Raw genomic sequence first — 539 nt, forward strand, 5'->3', positions numbered from 1 at the left:
TCGAATCTTGCCTGCGGAGCCATCATATTGGAGAGCTGTCCGAGTGGCCGAAGGAGCACGATTGGAAATCGTGTAGACGGTTAACGCTGTCTCAAGGGTTCAAATCCCTTGCTCTCCGCCATAACAATTCTTCTTACTAAGGCCCATTGGTCAAGCGGTTAAGACACCGCCCTTTCACGGCGGTAACACGGGTTCGAATCCCGTATGGGTCACCAACACTTTTATCCGAAAGTGAAAAATAAACAATTAATATGTGGAGGATTAGCTCAGCTGGGAGAGCATCTGCCTTACAAGCAGAGGGTCGGCGGTTCGATCCCGTCATCCTCCACCATGATTTTTCACGAAGCCTAGTGAAAAAATATTTCATATTATATAAGTTACAATTATATCGTCGCGGGGTGGAGCAGTTCGGTAGCTCGTCGGGCTCATAACCCGAAGGTCGCAGGTTCAAATCCTGTCCCCGCAATACCATTTTTGACTTGGGATAGCATAATGCTTAATCAGTCACGCATGGATAGTTATTTTGCTGACGCAAAAAA

4 tRNA genes are annotated in these 539 nt (G+C 46.9%); all 4 read left to right on the forward strand.

Annotation, left to right across the window (positions count from 1 at the left end):
• Positions 1-29: 29 nt before the first annotated feature.
• The 4 genes from TV75_RS20995 to TV75_RS21010 all read left to right on the forward strand — a co-directional run bounded on the left by TV75_RS20995 (position 30) and on the right by TV75_RS21010 (position 466).
• Positions 30-121 (forward strand) — tRNA-Ser (locus TV75_RS20995).
• 19 nt (positions 122-140) lie between these two features.
• Positions 141-215, forward strand: a tRNA-Glu gene (locus TV75_RS21000).
• Between the two features lie 40 nt (positions 216-255).
• A tRNA-Val gene (locus TV75_RS21005) sits at positions 256-331 on the forward strand.
• 61 nt (positions 332-392) lie between these two features.
• Positions 393-466: transfer RNA gene (locus TV75_RS21010), tRNA-Met, on the forward strand.
• Positions 467-539: the final 73 nt, after the last annotated feature.

Source organism: Rossellomorea aquimaris (genome assembly GCF_000935355.1).
GTDB classification, from domain to species: domain Bacteria; phylum Bacillota; class Bacilli; order Bacillales; family Bacillaceae_B; genus Rossellomorea; species Rossellomorea aquimaris_B.